This window comes from Vibrio parahaemolyticus (assembly GCF_900460535.1).
Taxonomy (GTDB): domain Bacteria; phylum Pseudomonadota; class Gammaproteobacteria; order Enterobacterales; family Vibrionaceae; genus Vibrio; species Vibrio parahaemolyticus.
The window spans coordinates 628,020-644,929 of record NZ_UHIL01000002.1 but is presented as its reverse complement, the minus strand read 5'-3'; the positions used below and the strand labels follow the sequence as shown (position 1 = coordinate 644,929).

Annotated in this window: 11 protein-coding genes; 8 read left to right on the top strand and 3 right to left on the bottom strand. The window is 48.7% G+C overall.

Features of this window, described 5'->3' with window-relative positions; translation table 11 throughout:
- Positions 1–15: 15 nt before the first annotated feature.
- The 6 genes from DYB02_RS19765 to fecE all read left to right on the top strand — a co-directional run bounded on the left by DYB02_RS19765 (position 16) and on the right by fecE (position 8,105).
- Positions 16–2,052 (top strand): TonB-dependent receptor, encoded by a 2,037-nt coding sequence (locus DYB02_RS19765; RefSeq protein WP_029804130.1) that lies wholly within the window; start codon positions 16–18, stop codon positions 2,050–2,052.
- Positions 2,053–2,173: 121 nt separating this feature from the next.
- On the top strand, positions 2,174–4,312 hold the full coding sequence (pvuA, locus tag DYB02_RS19760) for a TonB-dependent siderophore vibrioferrin receptor PvuA (protein WP_029804132.1): 2,139 nt from the start codon (positions 2,174–2,176) through the stop codon (positions 4,310–4,312).
- A 100-nt stretch (positions 4,313–4,412) separates the two neighbouring features.
- On the top strand, positions 4,413–5,336 hold the full coding sequence (locus DYB02_RS19755; RefSeq protein WP_029804134.1) for a Fe(3+) dicitrate ABC transporter substrate-binding protein FecB: 924 nt from the start codon (positions 4,413–4,415) through the stop codon (positions 5,334–5,336).
- Positions 5,337–5,410: 74 nt separating this feature from the next.
- Positions 5,411–6,370: a FecCD family ABC transporter permease gene (locus DYB02_RS19750; RefSeq protein ID WP_370446095.1), complete on the top strand. Its 960-nt coding sequence runs from the start codon at positions 5,411–5,413 to the stop codon at positions 6,368–6,370.
- On the top strand, positions 6,367–7,338 hold the full coding sequence (locus DYB02_RS19745; RefSeq protein ID WP_025535997.1) for a FecCD family ABC transporter permease: 972 nt from the start codon (positions 6,367–6,369) through the stop codon (positions 7,336–7,338). The genes DYB02_RS19750 and DYB02_RS19745 overlap by 4 nt, the downstream gene beginning before the upstream one ends.
- 2 nt (positions 7,339–7,340) lie before the next feature.
- A complete protein-coding gene (gene fecE / locus DYB02_RS19740) occupies positions 7,341–8,105 on the top strand; it encodes a Fe(3+) dicitrate ABC transporter ATP-binding protein FecE (protein WP_015313669.1) in 765 nt (254 codons plus the stop codon).
- 117 nt (positions 8,106–8,222) lie between these two features.
- On the opposite strand, the gene DYB02_RS19735 is transcribed toward fecE, so the two are convergent.
- A complete protein-coding gene (locus DYB02_RS19735; protein ID WP_015313668.1) occupies positions 8,223–10,109 on the bottom strand; it encodes a methyl-accepting chemotaxis protein in 1,887 nt (628 codons plus the stop codon).
- A gap of 416 nt (positions 10,110–10,525) precedes the next feature.
- Between DYB02_RS19735 and DYB02_RS19730 the strand changes: the two genes are divergently transcribed.
- Entirely contained in the window at positions 10,526–13,273 is a 2,748-nt protein-coding gene (locus DYB02_RS19730) for a M16 family metallopeptidase (protein ID WP_029804137.1), read from the top strand.
- A 57-nt stretch (positions 13,274–13,330) separates the two neighbouring features.
- Here DYB02_RS19730 and DYB02_RS19725 read toward each other — a convergent pair whose 3' ends face one another.
- Entirely contained in the window at positions 13,331–13,783 is a 453-nt protein-coding gene (locus DYB02_RS19725; protein WP_020838276.1) for a bactofilin family protein, read from the bottom strand.
- A complete protein-coding gene (locus DYB02_RS19720; protein ID WP_005455166.1) occupies positions 13,687–14,640 on the bottom strand; it encodes a M23 family metallopeptidase in 954 nt (317 codons plus the stop codon). Before DYB02_RS19720 ends, DYB02_RS19725 begins: the two co-directional genes overlap by 97 nt.
- A 473-nt stretch (positions 14,641–15,113) precedes the next feature.
- On the opposite strand from DYB02_RS19720, the gene DYB02_RS19715 reads away from it, so the two are divergent.
- Positions 15,114–16,841 carry a hypothetical protein gene (locus DYB02_RS19715; RefSeq protein WP_020838274.1) on the top strand — a complete coding sequence of 576 codons (1,728 nt, stop codon included), beginning with the start codon at positions 15,114–15,116 and terminating at the stop codon, positions 16,839–16,841.
- Positions 16,842–16,910: the final 69 nt, after the last annotated feature.

Genomic DNA, 16,910 nt, shown 5'->3' with positions numbered 1-16,910 from the left:
AAACGGAATTATGGAATGAATAAATTATTGACCCTGACCCCTTTGGCGGTCGCGATTGGTTCTTCACTAGTGGTACCAAGCGCAGTGGCTTCAGAAGAGACAAACTCAACCCCATCGGCAACCGAAACCATTCAAGTCTACGGACACCAGTACGAAGGTTACGCTGAACATATGCCTCAATCGGGCACCAAAACGGACGTCGAGTGGCTTGATGTGCCGCAAGCGGTCTCGGTGGTGACCAAAACAGAAATGCAAGATCGCGGCGCGGTGCGCTTAGTGGATGCGTTAGATGGGGTGGCTGGGGTCAATAACACCTTGGGTGAAGGCAGCCGCGATCAGTTCATGATCCGTGGTTTTGATTCACTCAATGATATGTACCGTGACGGCATGCGGGACGACGGTACGTTGCAGTCTTACCGCAGTTTGGCGAACGTTGAGCGCGTTGAAATTGTGAAAGGCCCGGCAGGCGCGCTGTATGGCCGTGGCTCGGCAGGTGGCATCATCAACTTGGTGACGAAGCGCGCTAACGGCGATAACTTCACCCACGTAAAAGGCAGTGTGGGCAGCAACAGCCAGTATGTTGGTCAAGTCGACAGCTCAATGGCATTTTCTGACAAGGTCAACGGACGTATTAACTTGGAATACCGTCAGGCCGATTCTTACGTCGATCATGTTGATTCGAACGATTTCTTCATCGCGCCGACCATTCGCGTGTTGCCAGCGGACGGTCACACGATTGATATTGACGTTGAATACGCCCATCAAGAATTAGTGCCATATCGTGGTGTGCCATCAAAAAATGGCAAGCCAGTTGATTTGTCAGTGAGTACTTACTTTGGTGGCACGAACGATTATCAGGAGTCGGACAGTCTTCGCGTTGCAGTGGACTACGAATGGCGTTTGAACGATCAATGGGTATGGAACAACCGAGCGGCGTTCAACCATATCGAACTTGAGCAAAAAGGCACGCGTCAGGGCAAAGTGACGGGTAATGAAGTGTCTCAAACCGTGAATAACTTTGGCTACGACCCTCGTACTACGACCACTTTGCAATCTGAGCTGATTTGGGAAACCAACGACAATCAATTGATGTTGGGTGCGGATTTCAACCAAATTGATATTGACCTGACGTTGGCAAGTGATAAAACGCTTCCTCCGCAAAATATCTACAACCCAGTTGTGGGCCCAACACCCGATCCGGGCTTCAAACCATTCCGTGACAATACCACCACAACCACGGGTGTGTACGTGCAAGATGTGTACACGTGGGGCGACCTTTCTGTGATCGGTAATGTGCGTTACGACTCGATGGATCTCGAACAACAAAAAGCGGGTTCAGGTAAGGAAAAATTGGACGATGACAAAGTCAGCTATCGCGCTGGTTTGGTATACCGCATCAATTACGACACCTCCGTTTACGCCAGTTTAGCGCGCTCTTGGCAGTTGCCGTACGCAGGCATCTACATCAATCCAAAGTTGGCGGAATTCTTCCATACAGACCTAAAAGAAGTGGGGGCGAAAGCGTACCTGCTGGATAACGCATTAATGTTGAATGCGGCACTGTTCCAGATCGACCAAGAGCAGCCACAAACTAACGTAGACGGCGATGTCATCGACAAAATTGAAGTACGTCACCAAGGCATTGAGCTAGAAGCTCGCGGCCAAATCACCAAACAGTGGGATATCTCTGTTGGTTACAGCTACTTGGACGCAGAAGACAAAGCCACAGGTAAAAAGCCGAATGATGTGTCAGACCACTTGTTCTCCCTTTGGAGCACTTACCAATTGGATGACAACTGGCGTTTGGGTGGCGGCGTGAAATACGTGGGCGACCGTTATGCAGGTAACGACGAAGCCGTCGCACTTGGCGATTACACCACGGTGGATTTGATGGCGGCGTACACCACTGGTCGTCACAAGATCCAAGCGAACGCTTACAACATTTTGGATGAGAAATACATTCTTGGCGCAACAAACGGCACGTCTGGCCTAAACCAGATTGGCTACGGCGCACCAGCCGAGTTCATGCTTAGCTACGGATACCAGTTCTAGGCTTGTTGTGCGTAGTTGGCGCACGTTAGCCGATTTTTGCCTCTTATTGAGGATGTTTTAGCCCCGAGAGCCTACGGGAAATGTTCTGCCCGAGGCTCAATTTCTCGCAAAGGAGACCTTAATGTCTTACCAGAATTTGGATGGTAAAGTGCGTGTACGTGCTGGTTTGTCTACCACTTACAGTGTGCTCGCGATTGCTATCGCTTCTGCCACCTCCATGAGCGCAGTTGCCGCTCCTGCCGCAAAAAACGAAACCACCGTGATGGAAACGGTGGTTGTCACTGGCAGCGTGATTGGCAACTCTGACATTGAAGACGTCAAAGAGTACCCAGGTGCTCGTACCGTCATTACCCGTGATCAAATTGAGAAAACCGCAGCGGGTTCGATTGATAATGCGCTACAGCGCGTTCCGGGTATTAAAGTTCAGGATGAAAGCGGAACGGGCGTATTGCCTAACATTTCCGTACGTGGTTTGAAAGCAAGCCGCAGTGGTCATGCTCAGTTCTTGATGGATGGTGTGCCGCTAACGCTCGCGCCATACGGTCATACTGGTCAGTCTATCTTCCCAGCAACGCTATCGATGCTTGATCGTATTGACATTGTACGCGGTGGTGCCGCAGTGCAGTACGGCCCAAACAACGTCGGTGGTGTGATCAACCTAGTGACTAAACCGATTCCACACACTTGGCAAACTGAAATCAGCAACCGCCTTACCGTGTTTGACGGTGGTGATGCGCCGCTGAATGATTTTTACCTACGCACAGGTGGCTGGTTAAGCGACACATTCGCGCTGCAGTTGGAAGGTAACTTCCTAAAAGGCGAAAGCTTCCGTGAACATTCCGATACGGACGTGAAGAACTTTCAAGCTAAAGCACAGTGGCTACTGAGTGATACTCAAGAGATTCAAGCATTCCTGCAACGTTACGATGCTGAAACGCAAATGCCGGGCGCACTTTCGCCACAAGATTACGAGCAAGATCGTCATCAATCGAAACGCCCTTACGATGATTATGAAGGTAAGTCGACGCGCTGGAGTGTTAAGTACATCCACGATTTGCCATTTGCCGACAGTGCCGAGCTAGAAGTGCTAACGTTTGGTCACAAATCAGAGCGTCTTTTCAAGTGGGGCTTTAACAGTGCGGGTGGCCATTGGGCGGATCCGGCTCTGCCTGCGACGGACGTTCGTACCTCTCCACGTGAATTTACCGTGTACGGCATAGAGCCGAAAATGGCGATGTATTTTGGTGAAGGCAAATCCGTTACCCAAAACTGGATCGTGGGTACTCGTTATGTTAACGAAGACATTGACTACAAACTCACTCAGACTCCAATCGCTGGTGGCGCAACCAAAGTGCCGCGTGATTGGCATTTAGATACGGATGCGTTTGCTGGTTACGTCAGCAACGAGATTGGCTTGTTCAACGATACGTTGAAGGTAACGCCAGGGCTGCGTGTTGAATCGGTTCGTATGACGTTTACCGATCGCGGTAAAAAGCAAACGGCAGACAACAAGGTGACCGAATGGCTGCCGGGTTTGACGGTGGCATACAACGTGACCGATCAGTGGGTAACGTATGCGAACGCGCAAAAATCGCTTCGTGCGCCACAAATTGCCTACATCCGAGGCTTGGGTGAAGAAGGCAGCGAACTGGCTTGGAACTACGAAGTCGGCGCGCGTTACACCCAAGATGCGACCAGTTTTAACGCTGCACTTTATCGCATCGATTTTGAAGACCAACTGCAATGGCAAAGCTCAACGCAGACCTTCGATAACATCGGAAAAACACTTCACCAAGGTTTAGAACTTTCTGCTCGTTACGTGCCGGAAGTTCTACCTGCTCTGAGCTTGGGCGCAAGTTACAACTACCTCGATGCCACGCTTGAAGAAGAAGGTGCGAATAAAGGTAACCAGCTGCCTTACACCTCTAAACATCAACTTGGTTGGGATGCGACCTACGCGTTTTACGGCATGGACACCACGCTATCGGGCTTCTACTTCAGTGATTCGTATACCGATAACGCCAACACCAGTGCCGAAGACGCAACAGGTGCAACGGGCAAAGTGCCGTCTTACATGGTGTGGAACTTCAACTTAGGTACGGATTTATACAAAGACGACAAAGGCAAGTTACGCATGAATGTTGCAGTAAACAACTTGTTTGACGAGGAGTATTACTTCCGTGGGATTGATACCAGCCCAGTTGGTCGATACCCAGCTCCGGGACGCTCTTACACACTGGGTCTGAACTATCAGTTTTAAGCGTTTCGTTCACCGAGTTTGAAAAGAAAAGTCGCCAATTTACCTTGGCGACTTTGCCGATCTTAGGTACTGGAAAACTCTTAGCACTGGAAAAAGCAAGATGAAAAATAAAAAACAATTTACGATCAAACACTTTTCAACCGTTTTGCTGATGCTGTTGAGCTCAGCTTTGATGTCATTTAGCGCATTTTCTCAGGCGCGCAGCGTGCAAGATGAGCAAGGCACTTTTGAGCTAGAAGCGATACCTCAACGTGTTGTGGTTTTAGAATTTTCGTTTGTCGATGCATTAGCGGCAGTCGATGTCTCACCGGTAGGCGTTGCCGATGACAACGATGCCACACGAGTCATCCCTGCTGTTCGTGCCAAGATCGAACCTTGGCAATCGGTCGGCATGCGCTCACAACCGAGTTTAGAGGCGATTGCGGTGCTCAAGCCTGATTTGATCATTGCCGATGCCGAACGTCATCGCGCGATTTATCAAGATTTGCAGCGAATTGCGCCAACTTTGCTGCTCAAAAGCCGTGGTGAGACATATCAAGAAAATCTCGAATCCGCACAAAAAATCGGCGTGGCAATTGGCAAGCAAGCGCAAATGACGCAACGAATCGAGCTGCACAAACAGACCATGGCGGAGTTCAAACAGCATTTTGCGACACAAGAAACCATTCAGTTTGGTGTGGTTTCCGACAAAGGGATGTGGCTGCATAGCCCGGTTTCTTACGCTGGTGGCGTTTTGAGCACTCTAGGCATCCAAAGCCCGCTGGCTCCATCTGAGCGCAATGCGTATATCCCAACCAGCTTTGAACTTTTACTAAAAACCAACCCTGATTGGTTACTAGTTGGACTTTACTCTCAACCAAATATCGTGGATGAATGGCGTAGAAATCCATTATTTAAGTTGCTAACTGCGTCGAAAAAACAACAACTGGTCGAAGTCTCTCCGGAACTGTGGTCGCTAAATCGCGGCATGTTGGCGGCGGAAGAAATTGCCCGCAATCTTGAAGCATTATTGGAGCGCTCATGAGTGCGGCGATAAGCTCAGAAAGCGCGTCTTCGGTTAGCAAATCGCATTGGAAAGCGAGCTTGTTTGTCTGTGCTATGGCGTTGTGTACGCTGTCAGGCTATACCGCCTCAATGATTGGCTGGTCTAACTTTTCCTTGAGTGTTAATGACCTGACAAGCTATTGGTTTGCATTTGATGAGGGCAATATGCGGCATCAAATTTTTGCGACGTTGCGCGCTCCTCGCGCCTATGCGGGGTTATTGATTGGTGCTTCGCTTGCGGTATCCGGAGTGCTGATGCAAGGGTTAACTCGCAACCCTTTGGCGTCGCCATCCATTCTCGGCATTAATGCTGGTGCGGCGTGTTTTATGGCCTTGGCCTCCATCGGCGTACCATTCTTTAGTCAATTGAACCCAATCATCAACGCAGTACTCGGCGCGCTACTAAGTGGTGGTGCGGTCATGTTGTTGGGTGGTTTTTTCTCCGCGCGTTCTCACCCATTGCGTTTAGTGCTAGCGGGCATTGCCATCAGTGCACTGCTGATAGGGTTAACTCGTGCGTCGGTAATTTTGGCGGATGACATGGCTTACAGCGTGTTGCATTGGTTAACGGGTTCACTCTCTGCGGTAGATTCTCAGCAGTGGCAGCAACTGTGGCCTTTTGCGACTTTAGGTTTGGTGCTCGCCATGGGATTAGCGCGAAACTTAAATTTACTCGCGTTGGGGGACGAAGTTGCTGTCGGGTTGGGTGGTAACATTCGTCTTACGCGATTAATCAGTGGTTTAGCGGTTGTGCTGTTGGCGGGTACTAGCGTGGCGATTGCTGGGCCAATTGGCTTTGTCGGGTTGTTAGTGCCGCACTTGGTACGCCCGATTGTTGGTCACAACTATCACATTCTCATTCCGGTTTCCGCTTTGTGTGGCGCGGCATTGGTGACGTGGTCAGATGCTTTGTCACGCGCGATTGCCTTTCCGGCCGAAACGCCGGTGGGCGTGATTACCGCACTGTTGGGCACTCCTTGCTTTATCGCGATTGCAATGAGGAAATCATCATGATGAATCAAACCAAATTGATGGCACTGCTTGGGCTTTTGCTGATTGCATCGTCTCTCACGCTGTTTGTTGGCGCGGCGAATCTGTCGGCTCAACAGGTTTTTGCATTGCTGTTTTCTTTCTCTGATTCGGACTTTGTAATTCACCAATATCGACTGCCGAGAATGTTGCTCGCTATTGGCGTGGGCGCTGGATTAGGGCTATCAGGCGTTTTAGTGCAAGGAGTCATCCGTAATCCACTTGCCTCCCCAGATTTGATGGGGATAAGCGCAGGGGCAGGGCTGGCGGCTACCGCTTGCTTGGTGTTGTATCCGAATGCGCCGGTGGCAATGTTGCCGATGGTCGCTATGGCGGGAGGCTTGCTTGCCGCAGGCTTTATTGCAGTGTTGGCTTATTGGTCGAAGCCAACGCCTGCGCGCTTGGCGCTGATTGGCGTTGCTGTCAGCGCGTTTTTAGCCAGCGGTATCGACTTTCTTCTGATTGTGCACCCTATCGAAATCAATACGGCGATGGTATGGCTAACGGGCAGTTTGTGGGGACGAAACTGGCAACAAGTGCCATTTATTTGGAGTGCTCTATTGCTGCTACTGCCATTGGCGTTTTGGTTGGCTTGGCGGTTAGATGTGATGGGGCTGGGAGAAGAAAGTGCCACTACACTTGGCACGAAACCAAGACAGATCCAAATTCTTGCGTTGATTGCTGCCGTGCTATTGGCGAGCATCAGTGTGTCTGTGGCAGGCACAATCAGCTTTGTTGGCCTGCTTGCGCCGCATCTTGCGCGTTTGCTGTTTGGTCACAATCACAAGTTATTGATTCCTGCTTCTGCAACCCTTGGCGCGCTGTTGGTGATTTGCGCCGATGGTCTAGCGAGAGGCTTACAGCCACCAATTGAGTTGCCAGCGGGTGTGCTGACTTCTGTTATTGGCGCACCATATTTCATTTTTCTTTTGTATCGTTATCGAGGTTGGTAAGCATGTTACGAACGCAGAATTTATCCGTCGCGTACGGCAAACAGACTATTATTCCGGATCTCTCTTTGTCGATTCCTCAAGGTAAAATTACCGCGCTTGTTGGCCCAAATGGTTGCGGTAAGTCGACACTATTAAAAACCTTGGTACGCATCAATAAACCAGCTTCTGGCCAAGTGTTGTATGACGACAAACCACTAAGCAGCTACGGTGATAAATGCTTGGCACGCTCGTTGTCTTTGCTGCCGCAGATTCTTGTCAGTCCTGAAGGTATTACAGTCAGAAAACTGGTCGAATATGGCCGCTCGCCTTATCTCTCTCATTGGGGTCGGTTAAGTCAACAAGACAAAGCGTTGGTCGAGCAAGCAATGCAAGATACTGGCGTGATTGAGTTTGCTGACAAGCCAGTTGAATCGTTGTCTGGCGGTCAAAGGCAAAGGGCGTGGATTGCGATGGTAATGGCGCAAGATACCGACGTAGTGATGCTTGATGAGCCAACCACTTACTTGGATCTCTCTCACCAAGTTGAGCTGATGAAACTCATGAGGCAGATGAACGACAAAGGCAAAACAGTGGTCGTAGTGTTGCACGATCTAAACCAAGCGTGCCGTTACTGCGATCATTTGGTGGTGTTGGAAAAAGGTCAGTTAGTCACGCAGGGAACACCGCAAGAGGTACTGACAGAAGGCATGTTGGCATCGGTGTTTGATTTACAAGCGAGAGTATTTAACGACCCAATCTCAGGCACGCCGATGTGTGTGGCGGTGTAGGTCTTACGTCTTTCGAAAGCTATCTGCAGTTAAAACGCTGAGCCATAAAACAAACCCCGCTAGTAACAAAGTTGTTAGCGGGGTTTGTTGTTTTTAAGAGCGTTCCTAACGTGGCGTTTAAGCCAGTTTAAACGTTGCCACTTTCGAGTTGAGATCCTCGGCTTGCGATTTCAGCTCAGCAGATTGATTCATCGATTCTTCGGCACCAATCACCAAGTGATCGGTCACATCTTTAATGGACGTGACGTTTTGCGTGATTTCATTGGTTACGTGCGTTTGCTCTTCGGCTGCGGTCGCAATTTGCGTTGCCATATCGCTGATCAGCGCAACGGCCGCGTTGATTTCATCCAGAGCCAGTGCTGCGCGATCAGCATCTTCTACCGAACCTTGCGCCAGCTGAGAGCTTTTATCCATGATAGTTACAGCGCGTTGTGTGGTTTGCTGCAAAGTCTCGATCGTCGAGCGAATCTCTTCGGTTGAGGTGTGTGTGCGTTGTGATAGCACGCGAACCTCGTCTGCAACAACGGCAAAACCGCGACCTTGTTCACCTGCACGCGCCGCTTCAATCGCCGCATTAAGAGCCAATAAGTTGGTTTGCTCTGCGATGTCTCGAATCGTTGATAGCACTGTTGAGATGTCTTGCGCGTGCTGGTTGAGCTCGCCGATGACAACGCTCGCTTGGTTGACTTCAGAAGACAAATTGTTGATGGATGACTTGGAGTTGATCACCAATTCATGACCATTTTGTGTGCTCGCTGAAGAGTCTTGAGCGGCTTTAGCCGTCTGCTCTGCATGCGCTGCAATCTCTTGTGTTGCCGATGCCATTTCAGTCACAGCGGTCGCCACCATAGTGATTTCTTGTTGCTGATGGTTCAGATCAGAAACCGACTGATTCGCGCGAGTCGTGCTCAGTTCTGATTGCTGGCTGAGTTCTTCCGCTTGGTGACGAATGTGACCTATAAGCTGCTGTAAACTTTCGACAAACTGGTTGAAGTTTTCAGCCAGCTCACCAACTTCGTCACGGTTTTCTACTTTGATGCGTTGAGTCAAGTCGCCGCTACCGTTAGCGATTTGCGAAAGCGCATTCGAAACGTTGTAGAGTGGGCGGAACAAGATGTTACATAGCAGGTTAAACAGCGCCACACAGATGATAACCACGATAGCCGTCGCGATAATTTGATCCCAAACGGCATCGTAAAGTGGTGCAACCAACGAGTTGTGATCCAACACAGTTACCGTCGTGAGCTTGGTGCCCTCAATTGGACGCGCATAAATCACATAATCGGTACCGCTGATCGATACGCGACGTTCAGTGCCTGAGCGTGCAGCGTTGGTGATGTCGTTGTTGTTTAAGCCCAGTTTGCTAACCGGTTGGTTTAGGAGCTTGCTGTCGTTATGGGTGAAAATATTGCCCTGATCGTTGGCAATAAACATGTAGCCTTCACCCGGAAGGATCACTTGGTTGAGGCTGTTTAAAATATCTCCAATTTCGACATCTGCACCCAGTACAGTTGTTTGGCCGTGCAGTTGTAACGCCTTACCGAGCGATACTACATTCGCACCAGTTGCAGCAGCAACGGTCGGGTTATCCATAAAGACTTTCGATGGATTGGCAATGGCGTTGGTGTACCAGCCCCACTTGCGAGGATCATTATTGCCTGGCGGTAAAATCACCCCATTGGCGTTGTTTTGTGAGCCGTCTGGGTAAGCGAGGAAGACGTTATCGAACGCGCCAGAATCTCGTACCTGCTTCAGGTGCGTCACGATGGCTCGTTTTTCTGACTCAGCAGAAAGGGAGGTGAGTGCTCGCTCTTTAGAGAGTAGCCAGTCACTTACGTACTGGTTGTATGACGCGCTAGTGCTTTCCAGACGCTGGGCAACTTCCGCATCCAACCGTTGTAACGAATCTCGAAAAGACAAGCCTTCGACTAACACGCCCCCAAGGATGATGGCAGCACTGGCCGAGATAGCCAGTTTATTCTTCAGTGATAAATTTTTGAACATAGCAGCGATTAATAGATTTTTTGTACCCAAGCGGCGTTAAGTGTCGGGCTTAATACCCATTTACCTAAAAGCGCGGGGTAGTTTGTTATTGGTTATTTTCATTCGTATATGATTCGGCGTCGTCGCTGAAAAGCGTTTTTGACGCCGAAATCATCGATTGATTATATTTTACTGCTCAAAATAAATACTGGCGCTATGTCGCGAATTTGAGCTTTATAAGAAATAAGAACCTAATACGAGAGCGGCTTGTTTTATGTATTTGTAAAGTAAGGATTTGTCGTGTTTTGTAAATGATAATTGATTTCATTAAATAGTGATGTAGATCACGTTTGAGCGGTAAATAATCCATTAAAAATGTGAAGGTCATGGAACGAGGATTATATTGATCGGCTTAATCATAGTTATGGGCAATAGTTATGCGCAGTATATTGTTAGTCCCCGCGTTATTGTTGTCAGGGTGTGCTCTGACACAACAATCCACGCCGATTCAGCCTGATGCCAACTGGCACGTTAATCAGCTATCCAATGGAATGAAATACCACATCTATCCAACTCAAGACCAAGAAGTTTCGGTTCGTTTGGTGATGCACATTGGTTCGTTCCAAGAAGAAGCCAATCAAAAAGGCTACGCTCACTTCGTTGAGCACATGGCATTTAATGGCAGCACACACTTTACCGGCAATGACGTTGTTAAGCTTTTTGAGCAATCTGGCGGCAGTTTTGGCGCAGATATCAACGCGTTTACCACCTATCAGCAAACGTCCTATAAGCTTGACTTGGCCAATAACGATAAGCTTGAAGATGCCCTGACTTGGATGCGAGACATTGGCGACGGTTTAGAGTTCGCTCCTGCTCAAGTTGAAAAAGAGAAAGGCGTTGTTTTGGGTGAATGGCGACGCGCCAATCCAGATGATAAGTCGTTTTCAATGCACGCGTATGAGGCTTCGATTGAAGGAACGCCTTACGCCGAGCATGATCCAATCGGTACTCGTGATGCAATTGAGAGCGCGACGTCAAATGGGCTGAAAAACTTCTACGAGAAGTGGTATCAGCCGCAGTATGCCGAGCTGATCGTCACGGGCAATGTGGACGCTAAGTCGCTTGCTAACATCATCAAGAACAAGTTCTCGAACTGGGAAAGTACCTCAGATATCGCCATCGAAAAGCGTCGTGACATTCGACTCAATACTCAAGACGAAATTCTGCCAAGCAACTCGATGGAGTCACCAAGCTTGCATTTGGTGATTGAACGCGGCGATCTTCGTCGCGAAACGGTCGAGCAGCAACACGCAGAATGGCGAGACGAAGTGGCCATTCAACTGATTCAACAGCGTTTGATCAGTCTTCTCAATGATGCCGCCGAGCCTTACCAATACGTTTATGCGCAGCCTTACTACTCGAACTACCAACGGCTGATGTCGGCGGGTATCTCTTTTTCGCCTGACCGCCGTGAACAAATGCACCAAATTTTCATCAGTGCGTTGACGTCACTTCGCGATTACGGCGTGACACAAGCTGAGCTAGAGAGCATCACATCTAACTGGTATGGCGAACTGGCAAATCTTGATTCTGATTGGAGCAAACGCAAGCCAAATAGTTACGCGGAAGCGCGTATTTTCCAATTGGAGCAAGACAGCGTAAGCCAATCGAAAGAGAGCTATGCGCAAAGCTTGGCAGCTTTTTTGGATAAAACGAAGCTAGAGAGCGTAAACGCGCAGTTAAAAGAGCTGCTGTCTAATCAACCAAGCTTTGTGATTGGCATGGGCAAAAGTGAAACGCAAGCGCAATTTGCTGATGTATTCACTGCGCTTAACAGCGCCTACCTACAAGCTGGTGAAAAGCCTTCGGGCATGAACGCCAAAGCAGAAGGCTTCCTGCAACCAGCAGAGGAAGGCAGCATCGTTAGTATGCGTCAAGCTCCGGGTGGTTTTCAGGTTTACACCTTATCAAACGGTGTGGATGTTTGGTTCCAAAAAGACGCAAAAGCCGGTGGCCGTGCTTACATCTACTTCACTAGCCAAGGGGGTAAAGCAGCCCTAGATAAATCGCTTTATCCAGCCTACGAACTGGCTGCCATGACCGCCGTTCGCAGTGGATTAGGAGAGTTTTCTGGCTCAGAGCTGGATGCCTATTTACGTACGAACAACATCGCTTTTGGTCCAATACTCGAGCCAACAGTGCATGGCGTTCAGGTTACGACGCAAAAAAATCGTCTAGTTGAAGCTTTGAATGGCTTGTACAACCTTTCGACCGAAATCAAGGTTGATGAGCGTCAGCTTGCCGCGGTGAAACAAGAGTTTAAGCAAGAGCGCAGCGCTTTCTTGGAATCGCCTATGGGTACGCTTATCCAAGTAGCGAACACCAGCGCTTATACGCCGGATAGTCGTCATCGTTTACTGAGCAGTGATGGTGCCGATACCGTCACACCAGAGCAGATTCTTGCGGTGCATGATCAACTATTTAAAACTGATCACGGTTACAAAATGGTGATTGTTGCGGACGTTGAGCCTGAGCAAATTACGCCACTTCTACGCAAATACGTGGCATCAATTAAGATGAAGCCGGGTAAAGCTGTAGATTATCGTGTGTCATTTAATGATGAGCTGCCAGCGCGCTCGGTCGTCACTGATGGTCACGAGCCTTCATCGTTTTACCTGCTGCGTTTTACTAACACCGATAAGTACAACCGTACGGCAAAAGACACGGTGATAGAAGACATTCTGGAGCGCATCAGTGCCGCACGAGTGCTGGAGACGTTCCGTGAAGAATCAAGCTTAGATTACAGCCCTAGCATTTATACGATGACGCAAGATGGTGAGCCGATTTCGGACTGGTTGTTTGAATCGCAGGTGGATCCAAAAGATGTGGGTTTGATGGATAAACTGTTGGATAAGGTTTTCGACGATCTCGCGACCAACATTACCCAGAAAGAAGTCGACACCGCGGCCAAGCAGCTTGCTGTCGCGATGCAAGGATTGGGTGACAACCCTGGTTCTCGCGCTTGGGTTTACAGTCGCTACCTCGCGCACGACTACGGATTGGATGTTGTGTTGGATGTGGAGAAAGCCGCTAAGAGCGTAACACTAGAAGAAGTGAAAGTACGCGCGGCATCGGCGTTTGGTCCAAATGCCAAGCGTTCTGCGCTGATTCTCAACCCGATGTAAAACCAGACATTGGAGCCAAACAGTAAAACAAAAAAGACGGCTTAATCGCCGTCTTTTTTATGCGCTTTTACGCGCGAGTCGCTTTTCAGTGTTGGCGCTGTTGTCTTTCGCCGTTGCACTTTCTTGCGCTTTGCCTTTCAGGCTGACCACTTCTTTTTCTGGCAATTCTGCTGCTTCACCGAAGAACTTACCGCCCGGTTCAATGCTCAGATTGTTGCTCCAGATTTTACCACTGACACGGCCTTTAGTGAGTACTTGGATGTGCTCTGCGTGACAGTTTCCGTCCAGAATACCATTGATGATCAGCTGCTTGGCATACACATCGCCAGTGACTCTACCGCTTTCTGCAACGACTAACGTGCCTTCGACATTCAGTTGACCATCGACGATGCCGTCAATCTGGACGTCGTTTTCTACTTTGAGTTCTCCGCTAACAGTACAGCCTTTGGCGATGAGAGTTGAAGCTGCTGAGCTACTCGTTGTTCCACGGTTTTTATCAAAGATTCCCATCGTATTTTTCGCTCCTTAGTAAAGATATCTTCAAAATTATTAAGGCTCCAATCAACAAACGGTTTTGGGTTCAACGCTCGTCCGACAAAGCGCACTTCGTAGTGCAGATGTGGGCCAGAAGAGAGCCCACTGTTGCCAGAAATCCCAATCAAATCGCCTTTTCTTACGAATTGGCCGCTTTGCACTTTGAATTTCTTTAAGTGCGAGTAAGAACTGGTAAAACCGAAAGAGTGCTGTAGCCTCAGAAAGTTGCCAGAGCCGGTATTGCTGCGACGAGTGACTTCCACCACGCCATCGGCAGGGGCATAAATTTTTGTTCCGATGTTCACTGCGAAATCTAATCCGCGGTGCATTTTCGCTACCTTGGTGACAGGATGAATACGTTTGCCAAAACCGGATGAAAGTCGAACTTTACCCACAGGCGAACCGTTTGGAATTTGATTGAGCATCAGCGTTCGTACATTCGAAGTGATCGCTGCTGAATCCAGTCGAGTATCCAAATCTTCATTGGTGGCGTGATTGTCCACGCCAAGCACTTTTTCTAGCTCGCCTAAGCGTTCGGAAACCAACTGAACCCGCTCCTCTCGCTCTGAAAGGTCGTTTTCTAGTTCAGACTTCAACGCCTTTAATGTACTGAGCTCTTCGCCCATGCTGCGTGAGTGCTCGGTGAGCTGCGCTTGTTTCATCGCTGCGCTATCGACCCGCGCGTAAAGATGGTTTATGAGAATGGCGGTAGCAGCCAAAGTCAGTACAAATAGCCCTAAAAAGGTTTTTAGGTTGCGTTGCATCCGTTTACTGAAATACCAATGCTTGGAGCCATTGATGGTTGATATCGAGATCGTCAGTTGGTCTTTCATCATGTCGTAATGATCGTATTCTGGTATAAGCCTCGTCACTGAGTGAGCTCGACTGTAAGGAAAACCACGGGGGACTGCCAGAGGCAAATTGGAAAGAAGTGTCAGGTCGTGAGCCGTTTTCCGATATTTGATAAAAGACTCAGTGCGGATTTAATGTTGAGTTAATTTTGGTCGGTGTTGCATGTTTGGCACTTTAGAGTGACGAAATTACCAATAGTATGAATGTGCAATTCAACATACTTCACGGTTTATCCTATAAATTGCGGATATTTTAAGAAATTAATATTCATTAAATTGATAACTGGCGACGGATCTTTATGATGACGGTTGATATGCCGATAGAGCACTCATTAGCCAGTGTTTGGCGGTGTAGGAGAACTGTAATTCGTCTCTACAGAACTCGATTTATTAAGGCTTAAAACTCGAATGCATAACGCATTTACGAACCGATATAACTAACAACGGAGTTGGTCGTGAAAAAACTATTATTGGCTACAGCAGTGGTCGCAGCAGCGGGGGCCGCTGGGTACCTGTACCAAAATAACCTTCCTCAGAGCGGTTCAAGCTCACTATTGGCGCAAATCCCAGCCGATTCGCTCGTAGTTACTTTCCAAACAGAACCTTTCAAACACTACGAATATGTGAACGCGTTTGGCTCTGCCAATCAAATGACCATGTCTGATATGTTTGTTGGTGAGCAGCTGTCACCAAAAGAGCAGTTTGCGATCGATCTGTTTGACGGATACTTAAAAAGTGCTGCGTCGCCAGAAACTTTGAAAGCGTACTTAGGTACAGGCGATGAGATCAACCCAGTGCTTTACACGCTCGGTATGGTGCCAGTTTACAAACTGCCAATCGAGAATCCAGAGGCGCTTTGGAAAACGTTGGATCACGAAGAGCAAATGAGCGGCGTGACACACGAAAAAGTGAAGCTGGGTACGGTGGAGTACCGTCGTTATGAAATGACGGATGCAGTAGATCCGCAAGATGGAATTGGCTTAGTTGTGGCGGTTATCGACAACGTGCTAACCGTGACGGTGGATATCGCGGAGTTGGGTGATCTCAATCCGTTGAAAATGGCGCTGGGTCTTGAGTCTCCAACCCAATCATTAGCGGATAGCGGTCGTGCTGAAGCCATCCAAACTCAGTATGGTAAAAACAACAACTCTTTTGGCTACATCGACCATCGTGAAATCATCAAAGGTTTAACCACTGTTGATGGCAACATGTTTGCTCGTCAATTAACTCGTCTTAACGTCGATCCAAACATTACGGAAATGCGCACACCAGTTTGTCATAACGAGTTTACCCAAATTGCAGAAAACTGGCCTCAATCGGTGGCGTTTGCGGAGTACAAGCTAAACGGTGAGCAAGCGTCAATCAAAGGCGGCTTTGTTGTTGAGTCGAAGAATAAAGTGATCGTCGATGCGCTTAAATCGATTCGTGGTGTGTTAACCGAGTCTAACAGTGATAAGAGCTTCTTTAGCTTGGCGCTAGGCATCGACATCAACACGCTTGCGCCATCGATTGGTCAAATTTGGACAGAGATAACTCAGCCACAATACCAATGTGCGCTGCTGAGCCAAATGCAAAAAGACATGGGCGGACAAAACCCGGCGGCAGCGGTGAGCATGGGCTCTGGCATGCTGAATGGGTTGAAAGGGTTGAGCATGCAACTGTTCGATCTGAACATCAATCCTGATGCACAGTTTGGCGAAGTGTTTAGCCAAATGGATGGCATGTTTACTCTGTCTGCGAAAGATCCAAACATGTTGATTCAAACTGCGCAAATGCTAGTTCCTGAATTGGCGCAGCTTCAACTGCAACCAGACAATCAACCTGTAAACGTAAGTGACTTGTTAGAGATGCACACTGGCATGAAGATGGACGTGTTTGCACGCTTAAATGGCAGCCACCTAACGCTATACAGCGGCGAGTACGCGGCAGAAGCAAGCAAGGACGTGATGGCTCAAGAGTTGAAGCCAAACGGTTTGTTGAGCTTTAGCATGGACTCAGAGCGTATTCTGGAAGTGTTAGAAAAAGCATCAATGGCGACAGGCCAGCCTCTTCCTGAAGACGTGCTAGTGAGCTTCCAAAACGAGCTAACGGGTGGCATGAAGATGGACGTTACTGACAAAGGCATCGGTTTTGAGTTTGATTACCGCAGCTCGACCAAAAAGGTGAGCGTTGCCCAGCAGTAAACGCAACAATACTTGAAACCCCTACGAAAACGCCCACGAAATACAGTGGGCGTTTTTCTTTCTTCAATT

Bases quoted from the DNA above. Each gene is read 5' to 3' on its own strand.
- DYB02_RS19765 (WP_029804130.1), top strand. From the start codon at position 16: ATGAATAAATTATTGACCCTGACCCCTTTGGCGGTCGCGATTGGTTCT.
- pvuA (WP_029804132.1), top strand. From the start codon at position 2,174: ATGTCTTACCAGAATTTGGATGGTAAAGTGCGTGTACGTGCTGGTTTG.
- DYB02_RS19755 (WP_029804134.1), top strand. From the start codon at position 4,413: ATGAAAAATAAAAAACAATTTACGATCAAACACTTTTCAACCGTTTTG.
- DYB02_RS19750 (WP_370446095.1), top strand. From the start codon at position 5,411: ATGGCGTTGTGTACGCTGTCAGGCTATACCGCCTCAATGATTGGCTGG.
- DYB02_RS19745 (WP_025535997.1), top strand. From the start codon at position 6,367: ATGATGAATCAAACCAAATTGATGGCACTGCTTGGGCTTTTGCTGATT.
- fecE (WP_015313669.1), top strand. From the start codon at position 7,341: ATGTTACGAACGCAGAATTTATCCGTCGCGTACGGCAAACAGACTATT.
- DYB02_RS19735 (WP_015313668.1), bottom strand. From the start codon at position 10,109: ATGTTCAAAAATTTATCACTGAAGAATAAACTGGCTATCTCGGCCAGT.
- DYB02_RS19730 (WP_029804137.1), top strand. From the start codon at position 10,526: ATGCGCAGTATATTGTTAGTCCCCGCGTTATTGTTGTCAGGGTGTGCT.
- DYB02_RS19725 (WP_020838276.1), bottom strand. From the start codon at position 13,783: ATGGGAATCTTTGATAAAAACCGTGGAACAACGAGTAGCTCAGCAGCT.
- DYB02_RS19720 (WP_005455166.1), bottom strand. From the start codon at position 14,640: ATGAAAGACCAACTGACGATCTCGATATCAACCATCAATGGCTCCAAG.